This is a genomic window from Moorella humiferrea, assembly GCF_039233145.1.
GTDB classification, from domain to species: Bacteria; Bacillota; DSM-521; order Neomoorellales; family Neomoorellaceae; genus Neomoorella; species Neomoorella humiferrea.
The window spans coordinates 302,125-324,713 of the sequence record NZ_CP136419.1; the positions used below are offsets into that span (position 1 = coordinate 302,125).

The window sequence follows — 22,589 nt, forward strand, 5'->3', positions numbered from 1 at the left end:
AGGTGAGCTATAAGTGGCAAACGGAACGGCGGCCGAAGTGCAGCTGGTAGTTTTTCAGCTGGCCGGCGAAACATATGGCGTCGACATCAACTACGTCCAGGAAATCATTCGCATGCAGAACATTACTCCGATTCCGCGAACCCCGGCCTTTATAGAAGGGGTAATAAACCTGCGCGGTCGCATCATCCCCGTGATCGACCTTCACAAACGCTTCCATTTGCCCCAGGGCGAGGTCACGAATAACACGAGGATCATGGTGGTAGAGATGGGGCGGGTAACCGTCGGCATGATCGTCGATTCCGTTTCTGAAGTTCTACGCCTGCCGGTGGCCAGCATTGAACCGCCTCCTTCCATGATCAGCGGTATTGATGTGGCCTATTTAAAAGGCGTGGGGAAATGGAATGAACGGTTGATTATCCTTTTAGATCTGGAACGGGTTCTACAGGAAAGCGAACAGCGTCAGCTAGAACAGGGTATGGCGGCCGGAGTGGATGGACAATGAGCGAACTGGATATGTCCCAGTATCTGGGCATTTTCCTTGACGAAGCAGAAGAACAGCTGCAGCAGCTGGATGAAGCTATTGTCAAGCTGGAGCAGTCCCCAGACGACATTGAATTGTTGAATACCATTTTCCGGGCGGCCCACACCCTCAAAGGTTCCTCGGCTTCTATGGGTTTTAACCGCCTGGCCACCCTGACCCATCGTATGGAAAACGTCCTTGACCTACTCCGTCAGGGCAAAATGGCCGTTAACCGGGAAATAATCGACGTTCTGCTGGCCAGTCTGGATAGACTGCGGTTGTTAAAAGACGGCCTGGCCGCCGGCAGTGGCGAATCCGGGGAAATAGACGATGTCGTTGCCCGCCTGGAGAGCGTTTTAGCCCCCCAAAAGGCGGCGGGGGATGCCGCGGAAAAGGGCGGCGGGCACAACTTAACATTAGATGATATAGAGGAAAATGTCATTCGCGCCGCCCAGGTGAAAGGGTTCAATCCTTATGAGATCCAGGTGCGCCTGGAGCAAGGATGCCAGATGAAGGGGGCGCGGGCCTACCTCGTTTTCAACAATCTTAAGGATGTCGGTGAGATAATCAAAAGCATACCCCATACCCAGGATTTAGAAGCCGAACGGTTTGACGACACCTTTACCCTGGTTCTGGTGAGCCGCGAAGACGCCGACACCCTGGCGAACATCGTCAAGTCCATATCGGAAATTCAAGAAGTAGTTGTGCGTCCTATAAGACTTGCCGAAGACATGGAAAAAACGACCCGGAAAGCGCCTGCGGCGGGGGGCGGCGAGGGTCCCATTTCCCAGGCGGAAGGACGGGGAGGAGAGAACCGGATAACCCAAACGGTGCGGGTAGACGTTCAGCGCCTGGAAAACCTTATGAATCTGGTGGGGGAACTGGTAATCGACCGCACCAGGCTGGCGGAGGTAGGCAACGGTTTAAAGGCCCGGCTGGGCAGCGAAGAATTGCTGGAAACCCTTGAGGAAGTATCCATGCACATAGGCCGCATTACCTCCGACCTCCAGGAAGAGATCATGAAGGCGCGCATGTTCCCCATTGACCAGGTTTTCAACCGCTTTCCCCGTATGGTGAGGGATCTGGCCCGCAAGGCCGGAAAAGAGATCGACTTTATTGTTGAAGGTCGGGAAACCGAGCTGGACCGTACAGTAATCGAAGAGATAGGCGATCCCCTCATTCATTTACTGCGCAACGCCATCGATCATGGCATAGAAGATCCGGCAGAGCGGTTGAAGGCCGGTAAACCGCGTCGCGGGACGGTGCGGCTGCGCGCCTTTCACCAGGAAAACCAGATCGTCATCACCGTGGAAGACGACGGCGCCGGTATGGATCCAGAAAAGATTAAGGCCAAGGCGGTAGAGAAAGGTTTGATCAGCCGCGAGGCCGCCGCCCGCTTGCATCCCCGGGAGGCTCTGGACCTCATCTTTCAACCGGGATTTTCCACAGCTGATAAGGTTACAGACGTCTCCGGCCGCGGGGTAGGTATGGACATTGTCCGTGCCCATTTAGAAAAAATTAACGGCACCATTGACATACGCACCACCCCGGGCAAAGGCACCTGCTTTACCATCAAGCTTCCCCTTACCCTGGCCATTAACCGTTCCCTTTTGGTCCAGAACGGCGGCCAGGTATATGCCTTTCCCCTGGCCAACGTCATTGAAATCATCAGCATTACCCCCGCCGAAATCCAGTACGTCCATCGCCAGCAGGTAGTAGTAGTACGCGGGCGCGTCCTGCCCCTTGTATATCTTGGGCATGCCTTGGGGCAGGCCCGCGAACTGCCGCCCGGAGAAAGCTATGCCGTCGTAATTGTCGGCCTGGCGGAAAAACAAATTGGCTTTATCGTCGAAAATTTAATCGGCGAGCAGGAAATCGTAATCAAGTCCCTGGGCAATTTTATCGGCAAGATACCGGGCATTGCCGGTGCGACGATCATGGGCGACGGCAGTGTGGCCCTAATACTCGATGTTAGGAGCCTAATTGACGGCCTGGGAGTGGAAGCAAACCGTGAACTTGCCAGTTAAGGTGCTGGTCGTCGACGATTCCGCCTTTATCCGGCGCGTGGTCGGCGATATTTTGGCTAATGATCCCGAAATCCAGGTGGTGGGGACCGCCCGCAACGGCAAGGAGGCTTTAGAGAAGGCCTCTCTCCTGGCCCCCGACGTAATAACCCTGGATGTGGAAATGCCGGTTATGGATGGCCTGGAAACCCTGGAAAAACTTATGGCCCAAAAACCGGTGGCCGTAATCATGCTTTCCGCCCACACCGAAGCCGGGGCGGTAGTAACCTTAAGGGCTCTAGAGCTGGGGGCCGTCGATTTCGTTTTAAAACCGCAAAAAACAGTAGAAGTAAAAGAGCTGGCGCAAATATTGCCGGAAAAAGTAAAGGCCGCGGCCCGCATCCCACCGCGGCGTCTCTGTCTGGGCAAACCTTGCCGGGAGATCGTCCCGGCACCTTTATTATCCGCGGGCATGGGCCGCTTTGATGTCGTAGCCGTCGGCACTTCTACGGGTGGCCCGGCGGCGCTACAGCAGGTCCTCACCAGGCTTCCCGCCGATTTTCCCATCGGCATCGTAATTGTTCAGCATATGCCTCCCGGTTTCACCGCAGCCCTGGCCCGCCGCTTAAACGAGCTTTCCGCCCTGGAAATCAGGGAAGCGCAGGAAGGTGATGTCGTAGGTCCTGGCGTGGTTCTCATTGCTCCAGCGGGAAAACAAATGGTCGTTGAAAGAAAGGGAAGCGTGGTTAGGACGCATCTCACGGAAGACGCCGGCATACCTACCATTTTTAAACCGTCGGCCGACGTGCTTTTCCTTTCGGTTGCCACCGTATACGGCAAACGCAGCCTGGGAGTGATACTTACAGGTATGGGAAACGATGGATTGCGCGGGCTCAGGGCCATTAAAGAACAAGGCGGTATGGTTTTAGCCCAGGATGAAGAAACGTCCATTGTATACGGCATGCCCCGGGCGGCGGTGGAAGCCGGCCTGGCCGATCTAGTTTTACCGCTGCCGGCCATTGCCGGCGAGATAGTATCCCTTGTTACTTCTGGCCCTCCTTACAGTAAAGGAGAGAACACCCAATGGAGGTTCTAGAACACTGCACCCTTTGTCCCCGGTCCTGCGGTGTAAACCGCCTAGCCGGTGAACGCGGTTTTTGCCGCGCCGGGGCCCTGCCGAAGGTGGCCAGGGCCTTCCTGCACAAGTGGGAAGAACCCTGTCTGAGCGGCACCAGGGGATCGGGAACGGTGTTTTTTTCCCACTGCAACATGCGCTGCATTTACTGTCAGAACTATCGCATCAGCTGGCAGGGTAGAGGGCGGGAAATAACTGTAGCCGATTTAAATGGGATTTTTCTCGACCTTCAGGCCAGTGGTGCCCACAACATAAATTTAGTTTCGCCGACACCCTATATACCCGTGATCATCCCCGCCCTTATCGAAGCGAAAGAAGAAGGGCTTAACATCCCGGTGGTTTATAACAGCAATGCCTATGAAACCGTTGCTGCTTTACGCTCTCTGGAAGGCCTGGTAGATATCTATCTCCCGGATCTCAAATATATCGACGCCGCCACCGCCGGTCGTTATAGCCATGCCCCGGATTATTTCAGCGCGGCGACGGCGGCTATACTGGAAATGTACAGGCAGGTAGGCACCCTGACCTTCGATGAAGGGGGCATGGCCAGGCGCGGTCTTTTAATTCGTCATCTACTGTTACCTGGTCAGGTAAAAGCCGCCTGCCGGATCCTCGACTGGATCAGGGACAACCTGCCCAGGGAAACTTATGTCAGCCTGATGGCCCAGTACGTTCCCGTCTGGCAGGCAGGACGATGCCCCGAGATTAATCGCCCCATAACGGCCGCCGAATATGAAGCCTTCCTTGATTATTTTGAGGCCTTAGGCTTAGAAAATGGTTATTGTCAGGGATTGGAAGCCTCTACAACGGCTTATATCCCTGAATTCTAGGATAAACGGCATATAAGGAAGTTGCAAAATTATAGGATTTACGGTATACTAACATTGCCTCTAAAGAACGTCGGCTTGGCCTACACCTAACTATCTCCCCTGGGATAGTCTTGGGAAGTATGGTACTTGTCCGTTGGCTTTAGGGAGACTATCTTTTGGGGAGAAGCAAGATGTTTTATCAAGACAAGATCCTGACCTGCAAAGAGTGTGGAAGCGAGTTTGTCTTTACTGCCGGTCAGCAGGAATTTTTCGCCGAAAAGGGTTTTACCAATGAACCTTCACGTTGTCCCGAGTGCCGGGCGGCCCGCAAGGCCCGCCAGGGCAACGGCCAGCGGCGTCATGACTTCCGCTCCGGGCCGCGGCAGATGTACAGGGCCGTATGTAGCCAGTGTGGTATGGTAACAGAAGTGCCCTTTGAACCCCGGGGCGACAGGCCGGTATACTGCCGCGACTGTTACAATTCAATGAAGGTGCGGAGCTACCGCTAGCTTGGGAAGCCTGTAAAGGGCTATTTATAAAACCCGGCGAATATTATTGACGCCGGGTTTTATATTTTATCTCCTTAGAGTAAGGAGCATCCTTCCGGACAGAAGGGTGATATTTTGAAACTGCAACCCATAATAGGGAGGGGGAAGGTTCAGGATTAGCTTCTCCTGGGGTAGAAGCACGGCCCAGGTGGAAGGCTCGAGGAGGAAACCGGAAAAGGTCACATTCTGGGGATTAAATAAAAGCTGGCTGGGGCCGTAGACGGCCAGGGTCCCCTGAATTTCAAAATCCGGACCGGCAATTTTTATGCCCCCGTCCTCCAGAATTAGCTGTATATTTTCCAGCTCCTTCTGCGGAGCAAAAATAGTCTTATAAATATTCTGCTGGCTGAAGGTGGCCATTACCTCACCGCGCCCCAGAACCAACTGAACGGCGTCCGGTCTTAGGCTCTGCCAGGGTAGGGAAGGTAGTGACTGCAAGAGGTACTGCAAAGTGGGCAGGGCGCCGGCCCAGGCCTTTTCCAGGGCCAGTAGATCCCGCGACCAGACGCTGTTCTGCCGTCGCAGGGAGTCCAGCCTTTCTTCCTGCTGCTTTTTTAATGCCAAAATGGTTTCCTGATTTGCCTGAACGGCCTGCCGGGCCTCTTCCAGCTGTCGTTCTTTGGCTGCGGCAAGGTTACTTTTTTCCCGGGCCATATCCGCCAGGGCCAGGTTGTGGCGCACGATACCCCAAAAATAATCAGCAAGGTATTTCAATAATTCCCAGCGAATAAAAAAATCAGAAGGATTTTCGCTTAAACAGGCGGCTGCTAGGAAGGAAGAAGAACCGTGAAGGTAAAAAAAGCGCAGGCTGCGTTCAAAGTCGCGCCTTCCCGCAGCCAGGCTGTTTTCCGCCTGCGCCTGGGCCGCCCGGGCCGCATCGAGTTCTTTTTGAACGAGCAGCAGGCGTTGTTCCAGCTTTTGCTGTTCGGCGGCGGCATTTTGCAAGCGGGCGTCGAGGCGCAGGATTTCCTGCAGGAGGCGGCTTTCTTCGTTCTGGCTGTTCTGAAGGCGCTGCCTTAGAACCTCTTTTACATCGTTTGCCTTAGAGGCGGGAATGTTTACCATCAAAAGAAAGAAAAAAACAACAAATACGAGGACCCGCCGCTTCATGGCCATCCCTCCCTGTGTAAAATATTCGCCGGGATGATGATAACTCCTGCTTTATTGGAAAAAAATGTTAAAAATAAGATGCCTCCGGTTTGCCTTGACAGATCTAGGGGAAAAGTTTATAATAAATTTGCATTGTTGACAAGGGCGTGTAGCTCAGTTGGGAGAGCGCTAGAATCGCACTCTAGAGGCCAGGGGTTCGAATCCCCTCACGTCCACCAAAAAGGTATATAAGGGCGCGTAGCTCAGTGGGAGAGCGCTTGACTCACATTCAAGAGGTCGCAGGTTCAATCCCTGCCGTGCCCACCAGGGAAAACAAGGTATCGCAAGGGTTTAAAGCATCATGAACAGCTTCCTGTAGGGAGAAACAGGAAGCTGTTCACATTTTGTTCACCTATAGTCTTCAATAGTCTCCAACGCTGGCAGTTGCTAACTGCCGGCTTTTTTTGTGTCGCTGATGCCGAAGAGGAAGGAGTTGAGCCGTTCCGCCTTCCGGTCGTCAAGTCTTTCAGGAAAATTAAAGTTGCTGATAATCGTAGCTGGCATACTGGCTGCCTCGGTCAGAATGGATGATCAATCCCCGGCGAGGACGGCGGTTGGTGATGTCCATATAGCTAGGTATAGCCACCCTTCCTCGGTATTGATATACGTGATATACGTTAGCCAGCTTTTATTGGGGATATTAGCAGTAAACTCCCTGTTTGAGATGTTTTCGGCCACCAGAAGGTTGTGCCTGGAGACGGTGGTCACCTTGAATTTGCGTTTTTGGATGGCCTGGATCCCTGCTTCTCGCATCAGCCGCTCAGCCCTCTTTTTGCCGCAGTGGATACCAACCCTGCCCAGATGCTTATGGATGCGGGGACTGCCGTATGTTTTACGGCTCTTGTTGCTCGTTCCTCCTGGACGATTGCCACCTCCTTTTTCAAGCGGCGGTTTTCCTCTTTCAGATCGGTGCCGGCATCTGCTTCCCTATGCCGGGGAAGGCTTGTTAGCTGTATAAGTGAACACAATTAACCCTTTTTAGATTATTATTCACGCAGATAATTTAAGTCAAATATAAATTATATAATTCTAAAATGACTTTAAGAAATAGTGAAATAAAAACAAGCCAAGAAAATAGATGCTAAATTAAGTTAAAGATGACTTAAAAGTGGGGTTATTTGTTTTAGGGTTGCGTTTGAGTAAAGCGATATAATAAAGCTTTTATAGGCTGGCATAAAAATTGCTATTTTAACGTAGTTAGAATTTTAATAAGCCTGGTATTTATTTACCGGGACAAAACATGGGATAGGAAGAAGGGGGAAGAAAGATGCCTCAGGATAATTGGCTGAACAAGGCTGAATTAACAAAAATGCATAAGGAACATTTATGGCTCCACCTTACAAATCATAAGATTTTTGAACAACAGGAGCCACAAATTATGGTAAAAGGGAAGGGATGTTATGTAAAAGATATTGATGGTAATGAATACCTGGATGCCTTATCAGGTGGGGTATGGTGTGTAAACGTTGGTTATGGCCGGGAGAAAATAGCAAAAGCAGTATATGAACAATTAATAGAGCTAGCGTACTATGCCGGCACTGCGGCTACGCCCCCGTATATTATGCTGGCTACAAAGCTTGCCTCATTAACTGGCTTGCCGAAAGCTTTCTTCTCCAACAGCGGTTCTGAGGCAAATGAAAAAGCATTTAAGATGGCCCGGCAGTATTTTCATAAAAAATATCCTGGCAAGAACAAGTATAAAATTGTTTATCGTTATCGTGATTATCATGGTACCACTTTTGCAGCCATGAGTGCTACCGGCCAACCCGAAAGAAGGCTGGGATATGAACCATTGCTTGAAGGCTTTGTGGAAATACCCCATGCTTTATGTTATCGTTGTCACTTTAACAAAACATATCCAAGCTGCGATATAGATTGCGCACGTGCCCTCGAAGATTTAATTAAGAAAGAAACTCCGGAGGCAATCGCTGCCGTTATAGTCGAACCCATTACGGCAGGTGGAGGTATTATACCACCGGTAGCTGAGTACTATCAAGTACTACAGGAGATATGCAAGAAATATGAAATACTCCTTATTATGGATGAAGTAGTGAACGGCTTTGGCCGTACGGGCAAGATGTTTGGGCATCAGCACTATAACGTAGAACCTGATATGATTACTATGGCCAAAGGCATAGCCAGTTCATATATACCGCTTTCTGCTACAATGGCTTCCCAAGAGATATTTGATGAATTTGTAGTAGATCTAAGTGATAAGCTGGGGTATTTCCGTGATATAAGCACATATGGCGGGTGCACTGCAGCGTTTGCAGCGGCATTAGAAAACATAAAGATTATAGAAGAAGAAAATCTGGTCGAGAACAGCGCCAAGATGGGTGAATACCTACTTGGAGAATTAAAGGAATTGGAAAGCCTACCCATGGTTGGTGAGGTCAGGGGTAAAGGTCTTTTTGCCGGCATTGAGATTGTAAGTGACAAGAAGACAAAAGAGCCGGCTTCTGAAGATTACGTAGCTCGGATAGTAGCAGAAGTCAAAAAACAGGGCGTTCTTATCGGTAAGATGAACAGAAGCATTCCTTCCCTCAATAATGTTCTTACCATGGCTCCGCCATTGATAATCAATAAAGATGAGGTTAACAGGATCGTTACAGCGATACGGAATGCATTAGAAAAAGTTAAATAAAGACAGAAAATAAGGGGGCTTAATCATAATGATAATTGGTGTTCCTAAAGAGATAAAAGATAAAGAAGGCAGAGTATCCCTTACACCGGCAGGTTGTAAGATGCTGGTCAAGATGGGTCATAAAGTTATAGTTGAAGCTGGAGCTGGTAACATTAGCGGTTTTTCTGACGCCGAATACCAAGCAGCAGGGGCAATAATGGAAGAAAGCCCAGCAAAGATTTTTTCAGAAGCGGATTTAATACTCAAAGTTAAAGAGCCACTTCCCCCCGAATACTCATTATTAAAAGAAGGACAGGTCCTTTTCACTTACCTCCACTTGGCGGCTGATAAAGAGCTTACCGAGGTTCTTTTAAAGAAAAAAATTGTCGGTATTGCTTATGAAACGGTAGAACTAAAGGATGGCAGCCTGCCGCTTTTAAAACCCATGAGTGAAATTGCAGGCAAGATGTCTGTCCAGATCGGGGCTAGGTTACTTGAAAAACCCTTTGGTGGCAAAGGCGTTCTCCTTGGTGGGGTACCAGGCGTTGCTCCGGGGGTAGTAGTTATAGTTGGGGCTGGAGTTGTAGGCACATCTGCGGCCAAGATAGCTGTGGGATTAGGGGCCGAAGTCTATGTACTAGATATCAATGCTGAGCGACTGCGCTATCTAGATGATATATTTGGTGGCCGGGTTAAGACCCTGATTTCAAATGAATATAATCTAGAATATGCAATAAGCAAGGCGGATTTATTGATAGGCGGGGTCCTGGTGCCAGGGTATAAAGCCCCTCGCATAGTAACTGAAGAAATGATCAAGAAGATGGCGCCTGGTTCTGTGGTAATAGATGTAGCCATTGACCAGGGCGGATGCATTGAAACAGTAGACCGGGTGACAACGCACAGCAATCCTACTTTTGAGAAGTTTGGTGTTATCCATTACAGCGTTGCAAATATTCCCGGTTCGGTACCACGGACGTCAACTCTAGCTTTAACCAGCGCAACTCTTCCGTACCTTTTAGAGATTGTGAACAAGGGTTGGGAGAGGGCAATAAGAGAAAATCAATACCTGGCCAAAGGCGTAAATACATTTGATGGCAAGCTTACAAATAAAGGTGTGGCGGAAGCTCACGATATGCCATATTACCCGTTAGTATTGTAACCCGATATAATTTACTCAAAAACAGCTTAATGCACAAAATAAGTAACTAATTCTATTTTCTTAATGGGGGTGGGGGGATATCCTGGTATACCCTCACCCCGCTTAGAGATAAGACTAATGCCGACAAAAATGCCAACATTAATCAGAAATAGAAGCGGTCTTATCTGTTTGCGAGATATACTTGCGGATTTTCCTGCTTGCCTTACTCTGGGATATATTTAGAGCTTTTGCCACCTTATAAGTGCTACCAAATTGCTTGTAAGCTTTAATTATTATTTCCCGTTCAACCTTTTCCAAAATCTCATCTAGTGAATTTTTCTCATTGAATGTAAGGTTATATAGAGAATTTGGCGCTGGGTGGAGGTTAGCAGATAGATGCTTTGGCTGGATAATTTTTTCATTTACAGTAACTACCAGCCGTTCGACTAGGTGCTGTAGTTCTCTTATATTCCCAGGCCAGTTATATCTTAGTAAAATATCCAGAGTATCACGAGAGAATTGGTGAGAAACCTTATACTGCGCATTATACTTATCTAAAAAGAGGTTGAGGAGGGGAAGCACATCTTCGGGTCTTTCCCTTAAAGGTGGGATTTCAATATCAAACACCTTTAACCTGTAATAAAGATCCTCACGGAATTTCTTTTCATTTACCAGTTTATTTAAATCACGATTAGTGGCGGCGATAATTCTAACATCTATATTTTTCCAGGTAGTACTCCCAACAGGAAGAAAATGACGATTTTGAATAAGTTCGAGGAGTTTAGCCTGGATAGTGAAGGGGACTTCTCCAATCTCATCTAAAAACAGGGTCCCGCCGTGGGCCAGTTCTATAAGCCCTATCTTGCCGCCTTTACATGCACCAGTAAAAGCTCCAGTACTGTACCCAAAAAGCTCAGATTCAAACAAAGATTCGGGTATAGTGGCACAATTGATAGTAATAAATGGGCCGTCTTTTCGCCCGCTTATGCTGTGAATATACCTAGCCAGAACGCTTTTACCCGTTCCCGTCTCGCCTAGAAGCAAGATAGTAGAATCTGTTTGAGCTATACGTTGTAATGTATTAAGTAAAATTTTCATTTTTTTGCTGTGAAATAAGAGATCGCCAATGACCAGGTCTTTTTTGCGTAGCATTTTAATTTCTTGCTGATATTTTTCCAGCAGCCGCCGCGTTTCTTCTAAATTATGTTTAATTGAAGTTAGTTCTGTGATGTCACGACAATTTTCTACTATATATTCAATTTCTCCTTCCTCGTTAAATATAGGCGTTGCTGTTACAATAAGTTTATTACCGGTTGCTGTTTCTTGCTCGATGGTGAATTCCTTTTTCTCGGCTATTACCAGGGGTATAGGAGAAGCGGAACATAGTCCTTTTTCTGCTAATTGCCAAGCTTTCTTGCCGATGATTTCATGAACCTTGACCCCGTAATGTTTTTCAAAGGCTTTATTAGCGTAAAGGGTGGTACCGGTGCTATCAGTTATAAATATTTCGTCTTGACAGCTATCTAGGATTTTAGCTAACAGAGAAAAATCAAAATCGATATGTTTTATATTGCAAAGAGGTAATTCTTTCTCTTGGGTTGCCTTTTTAGCCATTTACTTTTCTCCTCCTTAAAGCACTGAAAGAATTTATATTTTTGCTATTCGCTATTAAGTGTTTATTTCCTGCCGGTGTTAATATTAATTAAGTCAAAAATAAAACAGTAATTCTTAGATGACTTAGACAATATTAATGTGTTAAAGAATGAATTATAGGTGAGCTTAAGTCAAAAATGGTTTATTCTACGTTTGGATTTAGGCTACAAAATAAAAGTTTGTAACAAAAAAGACAAAGGAATAAGGTTTAAATTATTATGGCATAAAATTTGCTTTAATAGTATTAAGGGGGGATGAGGTAATAAATTGCACACACAAAGAAATGAGTTTTTATATCTAGTTTAATATCTATCTGGGAATGGTAAGCGGAAATGGTTTTCCATTGTTTCTCTATCATAATCATATGAGGAGGTAATAATTGATGGCAAAAGTAAAAATGTCAGTTAGTGAGGCCATAGTAGAGCAGCTGTTAGCTGAAGGCGTAGAATATATGGCGGGTATTGTCGGGTCAGCTTTTATGGATTTACTCGACCTCTTGCCGGCGGCAGGGATCAAGTTTATCCCGGTACGTGATGAGCACACGGCGGGGCACATGATGGATGCTTACGGCAGGATAACCGGCAAAATCGGGGTGTGCATAGGACAAAACGGCCCTGGCATCACCAACCTCGTCACCAGCGTAGCGACCGCGAACCACGCGCATACTCCCATGTTAGTGCTTGGACCTTCTGCGGGAACACCCACTGTAGGATGGGACGGTTTCCAGGAGGTAGACCAGGTACCTATTTTTAAGCCCATTACCAAAGCTGCTTTCAGGATCCCTCACCCCGGACGGGCTGCAGATTGTATTCGTACGGCCATACGCATAGCATATGCCGAGCGAGGGGTTGTATATCTAGATATTCCCAGAGATTATTTTTACGGTGAATTAGAGGACGAAATCCTGCCACCACAAAAATATCGTTCGATAACACCTACAGTTCCTGACCCGGAAAGTTTAAACAGAGCTGCTGCTATCCTGGCAGAGGCTAAAAAACCAGTAATAATTTCAGGCCGGGGTGTAGTCGACGCTGACGCCGTAGAAGTGGTCGCTAAAATAGCCGAGTATTTGACCGCGCCGGTAGCCATGTCTTACCTGCATAACGACGCATTCCCGGCCAAACATGAATTATGGGTAGGCCCGATTGGTTACATGGGTTCCAAAGCTGCCATGTATGCAGTTAAAGATGCTGATGTAATCCTGGCGATTGGTTGTCGCCTGTCCGTTTTCGGAACTCTGCCTCAATACGATATAGAGTACTTTACTGGCAACCAGAGGATAATACAAATCGATGTCAACCCTAAACAGATCGGGCGCCGTCACCCGGTGGAACTGGGTATTGTGGGTGATGCTCGCATAGCTGCCCAAGAAATCCTTGCCAGGTTAATGGCTAAGGGAGAACGCAAGCCTGACGAGGCTCGCTTGGCAGAAATCCGTAAATTAAAAGCCGACTGGGAAGAGGAGATCAAATCTCTTGCAATGAAAGAAGGCAATCCTATTAACCCGCGTCGGGCCTTGTATGAAATAGCCAACGCCCTTCCCGAAGATTGTATAGTCACCACAGACATCGGCAATGTATCATCCACAGCCAACAGCTATTTAAAATTTAACAAAGCACGCAAGCATATCGCGTGCCTGACAATGGGCAATACCGGCTTTGCTTATCAAGCGGGATTGGGAGCCAAGCTTGCCGCGCCTGAGTGTCCAGTACTTGCCATTGTTGGTGATGGTGCCTGGGGCATGAGTTTTTATGAAGTCATGACGGCGGTAGAGCAGAACCTGCCCGTAATTGCCTGCGTATTCAACAACGGCTGCTGGGGTGCTGAGAAAAAGAACCAAGTTGATTTTTATAATAATCGTTTTTATGGTGTAGACATTAAAGAACCCAGCTGGGCCGAACTAGCCAGGGTAATGGGCGCCAAGGGGATAAGGATTGATAAGCCTGAGGAGATTAGGGAGGCTTTAGATGAGGCCTTTAAATCTGAACAACCGGTTGTATTGGAGTTTATGGTAGACGGAACACAGTTGGCTCCTCCTTTCAGGAAAGATGCGCTGGCTTTGCCAAAACGTTACCTTCCCAAATATGCCAATCTTGACTACCGTAACTGGTAAATGAGTTTACTCACAAGTGGGATAAGCATTAGTCTTATCCCACTTGTGAAATACTATTATATAGATTTTAATATCTTGAGATATATGAAACGAGATATATAAAAAATATATACAACTAGTAGGAAAAAACATTTTAGGCGAATGGTTATAGAGGCTCAAAAGTATTTAGGGACATGTAATGGGGTGTAAAATGTGAGTGAGGTTGCCAACAAAAAGCCAAAAGTTGTAGTAAAAAATTTAACAAAAAAATTCGGCGAGCTTCTTGTTTTAAATGATATTTCTTTTAGTGTTTATGAGGGAGAATTTCTTTGCATAGTAGGTCCTACTGGATGTGGCAAGACAACCTTTTTAAACTGCCTATCAAAATTATATGCGCCAACGAAAGGGAACATTTATATTGATGGTGAAGTGGCCGATCCCAAAAAGCACAATATTTCTTTCGTATTCCAGGAACCATCTTGTATGCCTTGGCGTACTGTTAAACAGAATGTTGCATATGGTATGGAGATAAAAAAAGTCCCAAAGGAAGAATTAGAAGAACGTTTGGAGAAGATTTTGGAACTGGTAGGCTTGACTAGTTGTGCTGACCTATATCCCAATCAGATATCCGCCAGTATGGAGCAGCGGGTTGCTATTGCCAGGGCTTTTGTAGTCAATCCTGATATCTTATTAATGGATGAACCCTACGGCCAGCTTGATATAAAGTTGCGTTATTATTTGGAAGACGAGCTTATCCGTATATGGAAGGAGCTAAAATCTACTGTTATTTTTGTAACCCATAATATTGAGGAAGCAGTCTACCTCGCTGAACGCATTCTTGTACTCACTAATAAACCCACGACTATCAAAGAGGAGGTGATAGTTGATCTTCCGCGCCCAAGGGACTTTAGAGACCCGCAATTTGTGGCCATTAGAAAGAGGGTAACGGATCTTATTAAATGGTGGTAAGAGGGTAAGTAATGGATAGCAGGAGAGGATATTTATTATACTTGAATGTGAATTTAATAACAGGAGGAGAGAAGTTATGATAAAAAAGATATTTAAATTGATGTGTCTGGGGTTATTTTTAATTCTTGCTGTAATATTATTTGCTGGCTGTGGTGGAAGCCAACAAAAGCAGAGTAACCAACAACAAGAAAATAAGTTGACAGTCGTACGTGTTAGCCATCAACCAGAATTTGAATCATTTTTAACATATAATGCTATCAAAGAAGGATTAGATAAGAAAAATGGCCTTGAGCTGAAGATGGTTTACTTTGATTCTGGTATGCCCCAGATTGAAGCCCTTCCCGCCAACCAGTGGGATGTGGGAGCTGCTGGTGCTACACCGGCTATAATGGCTGCCTTGCGTTATGGTACCTATTCAATTGGTATTGGTGACGATGAATCGATGGCCAATGTTGTCATGGTAAGACCTGATAGCCCAATACTTAAGGTTAAAGGAGCAAATCCAAAATATCCCGATATATATGGTTCCGCTGAGTTGGTAAAAGGTAAAACTATTCTTGTAACTACTGTTTCCGGTGGTCACTATTGTTTGTCTAGATATTTAAAGGCCCTTGGACTGACAGAAGCTGATGTAAAAATACAGAATTTAGAACAGGCGCAGGCAGTTGCTGCTTTTGAGTCAGGTGCTGGAGACATGGTTGTATTATGGGCACCTTTTACCTATACCGGACTTCGTAAAGGATGGAAGGTAGTAGCTACTGCCCAACAGGTAGATGCTATTTTCCCAATCATTATAATGGCTAACAAGAAATTTGCTGATGAGCATCCGGACCTGGTAGTGAAATTCCTTGATATTTACTTCCAGCAGATTGACAAAATAAAGAAGGAAGGTAAAGGGTTAGCAGATCTTTATAAAGCTTTCCTCAACGATTGGGGTGGACTGGATATATCTAAAGAAGATGCGGCAATGGATATAGAGCTCCACCCGGTGTATGACTTGAAAGAGCAATTAGCAATGTTTGATAGCTCTAACGGGCCTAGTAAGATGGAGAAATTAATGGGAGATATAGCCGAATTCTTTGCCTCTCAAGGCAAATTCACCATGGAAGAAAAAGATAAAGTAATGAAGAGTGGTTTTATTACCGATAAGTTTATAAAAGAGCTGGCAAAGCAAAAAGGGTTAATTAAATAAAAAGTAAGAGCCATATAGGGTAGCGCCTTTAAACAAAGGCGCTACCCTGTATAAAGGGGATTGGAGGGTTAAAATGGTAAATCAAGAAAACAATTCTGGGGTTGTAAAGTATTTGCCTGTAATTAGTATTATTTCAGTAATTATTCTGTGGGAGCTACTTGTTGATACCGGCATAATTCCAAATACCTTACTTGCCACCCCTTTACAAGTGATAAAATTATTTATCTATAAATTGAATCATCCTGATCCTGATGGCGCTCTTTTGATTACACATGTACTTGTTAGCGTCAGTGAGGCTTTGTTGGGATATGTTTTAGCTCTTGCTATCGGAATACCTTTAGGGCTTTTAATGGGTTGGTTTGTAGTGGCAGAAGGGCTAGCGCGGCCAATATTTGAAATGATAAGACCAATTCCTCCGGTTGCCTGGATACCGCTAGCAATATTCTGGTTTGGCATTGGGATGTCTGGCAAAGTGTTTATTATTTGGGCTTCAGGAATAGTTCCTTGCGTAATTAACTCCTTTGTAGGTGTGAAAATGACAGCACCTGTTTATATTCGCATGGCCCGCACCTATGGGGCAAGCAACTGGGAGATTTTTAAGACGGTCTGCGTTCCTTCAGCCTTACCTATGGTTTTTGGGGGATTGCAGGTTGCTCTTGCCGCTTCCTGGACTGCTCTGGTAGCTGCTGAACTTATAGCTGCTGATACAGGTTTGGGCTTTATGATTACAATGGGCCGGAGATTATTAATGCCGGATATGATTATCCTTGGCATGATTATGGTTGGCCTTACAGGCTTTATATTGGGCATCATTATCGATAAGATTGAGAAGAAGCTAACTGCTGGTATGATAAGGAGGTAAAAGCAATTGAGCATGCAACTCCCGGCAGAAAGCGCCCCTGTAACTCAAGAAAAAAAAGGTATACTTTATTTTATATACAATAAGTATACTTTTTACGTAATCTCAATTGTTGGGTTTCTTTTAGTTTGGGATTTGATTGCTGTAAAACAAGTATTTGGTAATTATATGCCAAGGCCAATAGAAGTTGGGAAATATCTTATATATATGTTAACTCATCCCCTGGCCGGTAAAACCCTACCTTTACATTTATGGTTTAGTTTGAGGCGTGTTTTAATAGGTTTTGTTATTGCCGTGGTTATAGGTGTTCCCATAGGATTGGCGATGGCACTAAATAAATATATTAACGGTTTGGTCAAGCCGGTTTTCGATCTATTTAAACCAATGCCGCCAATCTCGTGGATTTCTCTGGCAATTTTGTGGTTCGGTATTGGTGAAACCTCGAAAGTATTTATAATCATTATCGGGGCAATTGTACCGTGTGTAATAAACTCCTTTAATGGCATACGTCTAGTTGATCCAGAGCTATATGACTGTATCAGAATGCTTGGCGCAAATCGCAGGCAGGAGTTTTTTGATCTCACGTTACCCGCTGCTTTTCCGGCCATTTTTGCTGGTATACAGATATCCCTGAGCATGGCCTGGACTACCGTACTCGCAGCCGAATTAGTTGGGGCTCGTGAAGGTATGGGCTTCCTTATCATCAACGGGATGACTTTATCGAGGCCTGCCCAGATTATCTCCGGTATGATTATAATCGCTTTAACAGCTTGGCTATTATCAGTTTTAGTAAACTGGTTGGAAAGGTGGGTTTGCCCTTGGAAAACGGAACTGGAGTAAAAAAGGTTAAAATAGAGTGCGTTAATATTAGCAAGTATTTCGGTGAAGGCAAAGATAGAATTCACGTCTTGGATAATATTAGCATTTCGGTATATGAAAATGAATTCATTGTGGTACTGGGACCTGGACAATCAGGAAAGACAACCTTATTAAAGATTATTGCCGGGCTTTATAAGCCTAGCAGTGGGAAGGTTTATCTAGAAGGAAAAGAAGTAGAAGGTCCAGGCCCGGATCGAGGTATTGTTTTCCAAAGGTATACCCTTTTTCCGTGGAAGACTGTTCTGGGTAATGTGGAGATAGGTCTGAAACTACGGGGTGTACCTAAAGAGGAAAGAAGGAAAATAGCCTCCTATTATATTAATCTTGTTGGTCTTAGTGGTTTTGAAAATCATTACCCACATCAGTTGAGCGGCGGCATGAAGCAGAGGGTAGGTATTGCCAGAGCATACGCTATCAATCCTAAGGTTATGCTTCTGGACGAGCCATTTGGACAGCTTGATGCCCAGACGAGGTATTTGATGGAACAGGAGACGCAGCGTATCTGGCAACAGGAAAAAAGAACCGTGATATTTGTAACCAACAATATCGAGGAAGCTGTTTATTTGGGTGATAGGATTGTTGTTCTGGATGGAAAATTGCCCGGACGAATGAAAAAAGTTTATAAAATTGATCTTCCCAGGCCGCGTGACTATACGGACCCAGCCTTTTTAGAGCTGCGACATAGTATTACGGAGGATACTCAACTCTTGCTTTAAGATGGACTGTGGCTTTCTCCTTACATCCCTTGTTTGTTAAAAATTTATTGTTAGTAATGAACTAAAATTAGTTGTAAATAAAGGCTATAAACTGACAGCGGGGAGATCGATAAAGGAATTGTTTAAAATCAATGCGATTTAGTTAATTGATATTTTTACAAGGATGTTATGATGTTTTTTGTCGCAGTATTTGTTTTTAGGAAGGGGTTTAAAAAAGCGGGCTGATTAATACAATTCCCTGAGGAAGTAGGGATGGGAAACTGGCTTTAGTTAGGTTACCCATACCTACTTCATTATATTTACTTCAAAACCCGGTATCTCTACCTTATCAGTTTCAGTATTTCGGGGCAGTACGTATGATTGAGGATTTCCTTATCGTGCATAAAGTTTTGAGCCATATCCCGATATTATACTAAATGTTGTAAGGGAATCATACGAAAAAGGAAGGAGGGCAAATCAAAGATGGAAGCAGCAGAAAAAGGAACATGGACGGTAAAGAAAGGCCTGGCGGAGATGCTTAAAGGCGGCGTCATTATGGACGTAACCACTCCGGAACAGGCAAAAATAGCCGAAGAAGCCGGCGCCTGCGCCGTCATGGCCCTGGAACGGGTACCGGCCGATATCCGTGCCGCCGGCGGGGTGGCCCGCATGGCCGACCCGACGGTTATCCTGCGCATTATGGACGCCGTAACCATCCCGGTGATGGCCAAAGCTAGAATCGGCCACTTCGTAGAAGCCCAGATTTTAGAGGCCCTGGGTGTCGATTACATTGACGAAAGCGAAGTTTTAACTCCGGCCGACGAAGAGTTCCATATCAATAAACATGAATTCAAGGTGCCCTTTGTCTGCGGCGCCCGTAACCTCGGCGAAGCCTTAAGGAGAATCGGCGAAGGGGCGGCCATGATCCGCACGAAGGGCGAGCCCGGCACCGGCAACGTCGTAGAGGCCGTGCGGCATATGCGCCGGGTGATGAGCGAGATCCGGCGGGTGCAGAACCTACCCGACGAAGAGTTGATGACCTTTGCTAAAGAAATCCAGGCCCCCTATGAACTGGTCAAGCAAGTCAAGGAACTGGGGCGGCTGCCGGTAGTCAACTTTGCCGCCGGCGGCATCGCCACCCCGGCCGACGCCGCATTAATGATGCAGCTAGGGGCCGACGGCATTTTTGTAGGTTCCGGCATCTTTAAATCCAGCGACCCCATGAAACGGGCGCGGGCAATAGTTGCGGCCACCACCCACTTCCGGGAACCGGAAGTCCTGGCCGAGATATCGAAGGACCTGGGGGAAGCCATGCCGGGTCTGGATATTGCCACCATCAGAAAAGAAGAACGCATGCAGGAACGAGGTTGGTAAATTAAACAGCGAGGCGAGATAAAAATGAAGATCGGCGTACTGGCCATGCAGGGCGCGTAAGTGTAAAATAACCCCCACCTCAGGTGCAAGCAAATTATTGAGATAGGTGGGTTGTATTTAACGCTTACGGCCCAATCAACTCTGGGAAACAGATATAAAATACGTCTATATAGCCGGCGAGGACCGGTTCTTTTATGTTCTTTCCATAATTGACGTCTTTGACCGTTACATTATCGACTATCATGTAGGTTTAAGATGTGAAGCCAGACATGCCGTTTACACCTTGAAATCAGCGTTATGGTATCGCCGGCTGGATAAAATGCTACAAAACCGGTTATAAGGACAGATAATGGTTCCCAGTTTACCAGTCTTTTTGAAGAAACCTGCAAGGATCTAGGGGGTAGAGCATGAGCTTATCCCCTATAAAACACCCAATAAGAATATTTTGTCCACCTTGAGCTGAGAATCTTAGAGCCTTCAACGCCGGCAGTTATGACCTGTCGGCTTTTTTGTTTCGCTGTTGCCGAAGAGGGAGGAATAAACATCCGTTTGCCGGTCGCCGGTTTTTTCGGAACTAGGGTTTATCAACCTGCCCACGGTACTGGCATAGACGTGCTTGCCGGCGCTTACTACGGTGAGGACGAGATTCCGGAAGAGTGGAGGAAGAAAATTGCCATGCGGGAGCCTATCGAGATGCTGGCAGAAAAAATATTTGCCCTTGCCGGGAATATGACTGAGGTTTAGTAAGATATTGTCCTTGACCATAACACTACAGGATGGTGCATGAAAAATATTTTCGACCAACAAAGCAGGAAAAGGTAATAATTTGTTGAAACCCAAGTTACAAAGATAAATAATTAACTTGTCAGCAAGGTGCAGAAAGGAAGGGAAATAAAAGATGCGTGTCGCTACCGACATTGGTGGCACCTTTACCGACCTGGTTTACTTAGATGAAAATACAGGTCGGGTAGGGGTAACCAAAACAGATACCACCCCGCCGGAGTTTGAGCAGGGGGTAATCAACGCTATCAAGAAAGCCGGCTTAACAGAGACGGAGATTAATTTTTTTGTTCACGGTACTACCGTTATAATCAATGCCCTTACGGAACGTAAAGGGGCCAAGACCGGCCTCATAACCACCAAAGGCTTTCGCGATGTCCTCGAACTGGGACGCTCCAATCGAGCGGATATTTACAATGTATACTATAAAAAACCGGTTCCCTTTGTGCCCCGTTACCTGCGGTTGGAGGTAGAAGAGCGAGTAAATTACAAGGGTGAGGTTCTCGTTCCTTTAAATGAAGAAGACGTACGGCGCTGTATCGCCCAGTTTAAAAAAGAAGGCGTGGAGGCTATTGGTATTTGTTTCCTCCATTCTTATGCCAATCCCGAGCATGAACGCCGCTGCGCGGAGATAATCCGCCGCGAGTGGCCGGAAGTATATATCACCGTTTCCCATGAGATCACCAAAGAATGGCGCGAGTATGAGCGCACTAGTACCGCCGTCCTAAACAGTTATGTGCAACCCGTAGCCGCCAGGTATATCGATTCCCTGGACCGGGAACTAAATAAACTTAAGGTCAGCAACAGGCGCTACATCATGCAGTCCAACGGTGGCACCACTACCTTTGCCCGGGCGAAGAAAGCGCCCATTAACATGGTTGAGTCCGGGCCTGTGGCCGGTGTTTTTGGTGCAGCCGTTCTAGGGAAGATGGTCGGGGAAAAGAATATTATAGCTCTGGATATTGGCGGTACCACCGCTAAGTGTTCCCTGATTGAAAACGGCGAGATGAAGGTGACTACCGACTACAAGATCGAGTGGTCGCGAGAGTCCGCTGGGTATCCCATTAAAGTACCGGTAGTGGACATTATAGAAATCGGCGCCGGCGGCGGCAGCATCGCCTGGATTGATGAAGCAGGCTCCTTACACGTTGGCCCCCAGAGCGCCGGTGCCCTTCCCGGTCCAGTAGCCTACGGCCGCGGCGGCACCGAACCTACGGTCACCGATGCCAACCTGATTGCCGGCCGGATTAACCCGGAGTACTTCCTGGGGGGAGAGATTAAAGTCGATCTGGCCGGGGCTAGGGAGGCCATGGCCAAAATCGCCGCCCCTTTCAAACTAACTGTTGAAGAGGCCGCCCTGGGCGTTATCCGCCTGGCAAACGCCAACATGATCAATGCCTTGAAACTCATCTCCGTCCGGCGGGGTTATGACCCTCGAGATTTTACCCTGGTGGCTTTTGGCGGCGGCGGTTCCATGCACGCCGCGGCCCTGGCCCGGGAGTTGAAGATCAAAAAAGTTTTAATTCCCGTAGCCACGTCCGTCTTCTCTGCCTGGGGCATGCTGATGACCGATCTGCGGTACGATTTGATCCAGACGACCATTCGCCGCACGAATGACATCGACCCTGCAGAACTGCAGGCCATTTGGGATTCCCTGGAGAAAGAAGCGTTCAGGTACTTCCAACAGGAAAATATGGAAGCATCTGATTTAGTCTTCTCACGTTTTGTTGATATGCGTTATTTAGGCCAGGAACATACAGTTAAAGTACCCGTACCCGGCGGCAGGCTCGATGCTGCGGCCATCAAGGAGATCGAAGAACGCTTCCATGCCCTCCACGAACAACACTATACCTTCCGGCTGGAAGATTCCCAGATGGAATTTGTGAATTTCCATCTGACTACCTTCGGCCGGGTAAAGAAGCCGGAACTGGCCCGGCTGCAGACAGGCTCCGCCGACGCCTCCAGGGCTTTAAAAGGCCATCGCCCTGTGCATTTCGATGCGGAAGGCTGGCAGGAGAGCGCCATTTATGAACGTAGCCTTTTAGGTGCGGGGGCGGTTATTACCGGACCGGCGGTGGTTGAAGAACCGGCTTCATCCACACTCGTTTTCCCGGGCCAAAAGCTAACTGTCGATCCTTACGGCAACTTGATTATTGAAACGGAGGTGTAAC

General features: G+C 46.9%; 19 protein-coding genes, 2 tRNA genes and 1 pseudogene. 19 read left to right on the top strand and 3 right to left on the bottom strand.

Features of this window, described 5'->3' with window-relative positions:
• Positions 1 to 13 precede the first annotated feature (13 nt).
• The 5 genes from MHFGQ_RS01615 (at position 14) to MHFGQ_RS01635 (ending at position 4,976) form a co-directional block, all read left to right on the top strand.
• The gene (locus MHFGQ_RS01615; RefSeq protein WP_106004075.1) at positions 14 to 502 is read left to right on the top strand and encodes a chemotaxis protein CheW; all 489 of its coding nucleotides are present in this window, start codon (positions 14 to 16) and stop codon (positions 500 to 502) included.
• Entirely contained in the window at positions 499 to 2,547 is a 2,049-nt protein-coding gene (locus MHFGQ_RS01620; protein WP_106004074.1) for a chemotaxis protein CheA, read from the top strand. Before MHFGQ_RS01615 ends, MHFGQ_RS01620 begins: the two co-directional genes overlap by 4 nt.
• The gene (locus MHFGQ_RS01625) at positions 2,531 to 3,619 is read left to right on the top strand and encodes a protein-glutamate methylesterase/protein-glutamine glutaminase (RefSeq protein WP_170066088.1); all 1,089 of its coding nucleotides are present in this window, start codon (positions 2,531 to 2,533) and stop codon (positions 3,617 to 3,619) included. Before MHFGQ_RS01620 ends, MHFGQ_RS01625 begins: the two co-directional genes overlap by 17 nt.
• Positions 3,607 to 4,488, top strand: coding sequence for a radical SAM protein (locus MHFGQ_RS01630; RefSeq protein WP_106004073.1), 882 nt, complete (start codon positions 3,607 to 3,609; stop codon positions 4,486 to 4,488). The genes MHFGQ_RS01625 and MHFGQ_RS01630 overlap by 13 nt, the downstream gene beginning before the upstream one ends.
• A gap of 170 nt (positions 4,489 to 4,658) precedes the next feature.
• Complete coding sequence (locus tag MHFGQ_RS01635) at positions 4,659 to 4,976, top strand: zinc-ribbon domain containing protein (protein ID WP_106004072.1); 318 nt, start codon at positions 4,659 to 4,661, stop codon at positions 4,974 to 4,976.
• 66 nt (positions 4,977 to 5,042) lie between these two features.
• Here the strand turns inward: MHFGQ_RS01635 and MHFGQ_RS01640 are convergent, their stop codons facing one another.
• A complete protein-coding gene (locus MHFGQ_RS01640) occupies positions 5,043 to 6,125 on the bottom strand; it encodes a coiled-coil domain-containing protein (protein WP_106004071.1) in 1,083 nt (360 codons plus the stop codon).
• A 142-nt stretch (positions 6,126 to 6,267) separates the two neighbouring features.
• Between MHFGQ_RS01640 and MHFGQ_RS01645 the strand changes: the two genes are divergently transcribed.
• Positions 6,268 to 6,343 (top strand) — tRNA-Ala (locus tag MHFGQ_RS01645).
• Positions 6,344 to 6,356: 13 nt separating this feature from the next.
• Positions 6,357 to 6,431 (top strand) — tRNA-Val (locus tag MHFGQ_RS01650).
• 211 nt (positions 6,432 to 6,642) lie between these two features.
• Here the strand turns inward: MHFGQ_RS01650 and MHFGQ_RS01655 are convergent.
• Positions 6,643 to 7,110: pseudogene (locus MHFGQ_RS01655) on the bottom strand (IS3 family transposase); the annotation flags it as partial.
• A gap of 321 nt (positions 7,111 to 7,431) precedes the next feature.
• Here MHFGQ_RS01655 and MHFGQ_RS01660 point away from each other — a divergent pair.
• Both MHFGQ_RS01660 and ald read left to right on the top strand, forming a co-directional pair.
• Positions 7,432 to 8,808, top strand: coding sequence for an aspartate aminotransferase family protein (locus MHFGQ_RS01660; RefSeq protein ID WP_106004069.1), 1,377 nt, complete (start codon positions 7,432 to 7,434; stop codon positions 8,806 to 8,808).
• A gap of 28 nt (positions 8,809 to 8,836) precedes the next feature.
• Positions 8,837 to 9,946 carry an alanine dehydrogenase gene (gene ald, locus MHFGQ_RS01665; RefSeq protein ID WP_106004068.1) on the top strand — a complete coding sequence of 370 codons (1,110 nt, stop codon included), beginning with the start codon at positions 8,837 to 8,839 and terminating at the stop codon, positions 9,944 to 9,946.
• Positions 9,947 to 10,084: 138 nt separating this feature from the next.
• Here ald and MHFGQ_RS01670 read toward each other — a convergent pair whose 3' ends face one another.
• Positions 10,085 to 11,539, bottom strand: a complete 1,455-nt coding sequence (locus tag MHFGQ_RS01670) for a sigma-54 interaction domain-containing protein (protein WP_106004067.1) — start codon at positions 11,537 to 11,539, stop codon at positions 10,085 to 10,087.
• A gap of 421 nt (positions 11,540 to 11,960) precedes the next feature.
• On the opposite strand from MHFGQ_RS01670, the gene xsc reads away from it, so the two are divergent.
• The 10 genes from xsc to MHFGQ_RS01715 all read left to right on the top strand — a co-directional run bounded on the left by xsc (position 11,961) and on the right by MHFGQ_RS01715 (position 22,588).
• The gene (gene xsc, locus MHFGQ_RS01675; protein ID WP_106004066.1) at positions 11,961 to 13,691 is read left to right on the top strand and encodes a sulfoacetaldehyde acetyltransferase; all 1,731 of its coding nucleotides are present in this window, start codon (positions 11,961 to 11,963) and stop codon (positions 13,689 to 13,691) included.
• A 192-nt stretch (positions 13,692 to 13,883) separates the two neighbouring features.
• Positions 13,884 to 14,639: an ABC transporter ATP-binding protein gene (locus MHFGQ_RS01680; RefSeq protein WP_106004065.1), complete on the top strand. Its 756-nt coding sequence runs from the start codon at positions 13,884 to 13,886 to the stop codon at positions 14,637 to 14,639.
• A 76-nt stretch (positions 14,640 to 14,715) separates the two neighbouring features.
• Positions 14,716 to 15,831 carry an ABC transporter substrate-binding protein gene (locus tag MHFGQ_RS01685; protein ID WP_106004064.1) on the top strand — a complete coding sequence of 372 codons (1,116 nt, stop codon included), beginning with the start codon at positions 14,716 to 14,718 and terminating at the stop codon, positions 15,829 to 15,831.
• A 73-nt stretch (positions 15,832 to 15,904) separates the two neighbouring features.
• On the top strand, positions 15,905 to 16,693 hold the full coding sequence (locus MHFGQ_RS01690) for an ABC transporter permease (protein ID WP_106004063.1): 789 nt from the start codon (positions 15,905 to 15,907) through the stop codon (positions 16,691 to 16,693).
• Positions 16,694 to 16,705: 12 nt separating this feature from the next.
• A complete protein-coding gene (locus MHFGQ_RS01695) occupies positions 16,706 to 17,530 on the top strand; it encodes an ABC transporter permease (protein WP_106004143.1) in 825 nt (274 codons plus the stop codon).
• Positions 17,509 to 18,285 (top strand): ABC transporter ATP-binding protein, encoded by a 777-nt coding sequence (locus MHFGQ_RS01700; protein WP_106004062.1) that lies wholly within the window; start codon positions 17,509 to 17,511, stop codon positions 18,283 to 18,285. Before MHFGQ_RS01695 ends, MHFGQ_RS01700 begins: the two co-directional genes overlap by 22 nt.
• A gap of 462 nt (positions 18,286 to 18,747) precedes the next feature.
• Positions 18,748 to 19,638 carry a pyridoxal 5'-phosphate synthase lyase subunit PdxS gene (gene pdxS, locus MHFGQ_RS01705; RefSeq protein ID WP_343105519.1) on the top strand — a complete coding sequence of 297 codons (891 nt, stop codon included), beginning with the start codon at positions 18,748 to 18,750 and terminating at the stop codon, positions 19,636 to 19,638.
• 169 nt (positions 19,639 to 19,807) lie between these two features.
• On the top strand, positions 19,808 to 19,978 hold the full coding sequence (locus tag MHFGQ_RS13890; protein WP_425463816.1) for a hypothetical protein: 171 nt from the start codon (positions 19,808 to 19,810) through the stop codon (positions 19,976 to 19,978).
• Between the two features lie 209 nt (positions 19,979 to 20,187).
• A complete protein-coding gene (locus tag MHFGQ_RS01710) occupies positions 20,188 to 20,382 on the top strand; it encodes a hypothetical protein (RefSeq protein ID WP_106005703.1) in 195 nt (64 codons plus the stop codon).
• 154 nt (positions 20,383 to 20,536) lie between these two features.
• A complete protein-coding gene (locus MHFGQ_RS01715; RefSeq protein ID WP_106005704.1) occupies positions 20,537 to 22,588 on the top strand; it encodes a hydantoinase/oxoprolinase family protein in 2,052 nt (683 codons plus the stop codon).
• Position 22,589: the final 1 nt, after the last annotated feature.

Coding starts and splice junctions, on each gene's coding strand:
- MHFGQ_RS01620 (WP_106004074.1), top strand. CDS start 499: ATGAGCGAACTGGATATGTCCCAGTATCTGGGCATTTTCCTTGACGAA.
- MHFGQ_RS01630 (WP_106004073.1), top strand. CDS start 3,607: ATGGAGGTTCTAGAACACTGCACCCTTTGTCCCCGGTCCTGCGGTGTA.
- MHFGQ_RS01635 (WP_106004072.1), top strand. CDS start 4,659: ATGTTTTATCAAGACAAGATCCTGACCTGCAAAGAGTGTGGAAGCGAG.
- MHFGQ_RS01640 (WP_106004071.1), bottom strand. CDS start 6,125: ATGAAGCGGCGGGTCCTCGTATTTGTTGTTTTTTTCTTTCTTTTGATG.
- MHFGQ_RS01660 (WP_106004069.1), top strand. CDS start 7,432: ATGCCTCAGGATAATTGGCTGAACAAGGCTGAATTAACAAAAATGCAT.
- ald (WP_106004068.1), top strand. CDS start 8,837: ATGATAATTGGTGTTCCTAAAGAGATAAAAGATAAAGAAGGCAGAGTA.
- MHFGQ_RS01670 (WP_106004067.1), bottom strand. CDS start 11,539: ATGGCTAAAAAGGCAACCCAAGAGAAAGAATTACCTCTTTGCAATATA.
- xsc (WP_106004066.1), top strand. CDS start 11,961: ATGGCAAAAGTAAAAATGTCAGTTAGTGAGGCCATAGTAGAGCAGCTG.
- MHFGQ_RS01685 (WP_106004064.1), top strand. CDS start 14,716: ATGATAAAAAAGATATTTAAATTGATGTGTCTGGGGTTATTTTTAATT.
- MHFGQ_RS01690 (WP_106004063.1), top strand. CDS start 15,905: ATGGTAAATCAAGAAAACAATTCTGGGGTTGTAAAGTATTTGCCTGTA.
- MHFGQ_RS01695 (WP_106004143.1), top strand. CDS start 16,706: ATGCAACTCCCGGCAGAAAGCGCCCCTGTAACTCAAGAAAAAAAAGGT.
- pdxS (WP_343105519.1), top strand. CDS start 18,748: ATGGAAGCAGCAGAAAAAGGAACATGGACGGTAAAGAAAGGCCTGGCG.
- MHFGQ_RS01715 (WP_106005704.1), top strand. CDS start 20,537: ATGCGTGTCGCTACCGACATTGGTGGCACCTTTACCGACCTGGTTTAC.